The organism is Sneathia sanguinegens (genome assembly GCF_001517935.1).
GTDB lineage: Bacteria > Fusobacteriota > Fusobacteriia > Fusobacteriales > Leptotrichiaceae > Sneathia > Sneathia sanguinegens.
The window spans coordinates 1-532 of the sequence record NZ_LOQF01000029.1 but is presented as its reverse complement, the minus strand read 5'-3'; the positions used below and the strand labels follow the sequence as shown (position 1 = coordinate 532).

Annotated in this window: 1 protein-coding gene; it reads left to right on the top strand. The window is 34.0% G+C overall.

The features are described 5' to 3' along the window. The coding region (locus AWT65_RS06285; protein ID WP_157055075.1) for an RNA-guided endonuclease TnpB family protein at window positions 1–423 on the top strand (423 nt) is incomplete at its 5' end. Window positions 424–532 lie beyond the last annotated feature (109 nt).

Below are 532 nucleotides of genomic sequence, written 5' to 3'. Positions count from 1 at the left end.
AACTATCAGAAAAAAAGAAAGCAAATAGCATTATGCCATGAGAAAATAACAAATACCAGAAAAGATTATCTTCATAAGATTTCAAGTGAAATAATAAGCGAAAACCAAGTGATTGTTTCAGAAAACTTGCAGATAAAAAATATGATAAAAAACCATAAATTGGCTAAGTCTATAAGTGACGTTTCATGGTATGAGCTTACAAGACAGCTAGAGTATAAAGCAAAGTGGAACAATAGAATATATGTTAAGGTAGATAGTTTTTACGCAAGTAGTCAGTTATGTTCTTGTTGTGGTTGCCAAAATAAGAACATAAAAGATTTATCCGTAAGGCAATGGAAATGTCCAAATTGTGGGGAAATACACGATAGAGATGTCAATGCCGCAAAGAATATATTAGCAGAAGGATTAAGACAAATAGCGTAATAAAAAAAATATAGGGTAGGGACTACCCAAATTAACGCCTGTGGAGATAGTAGGTTACGAGGTCAGCGAAGCAGGAAGCCCATAGGCTTTAGACTATGGGTAGTTCACA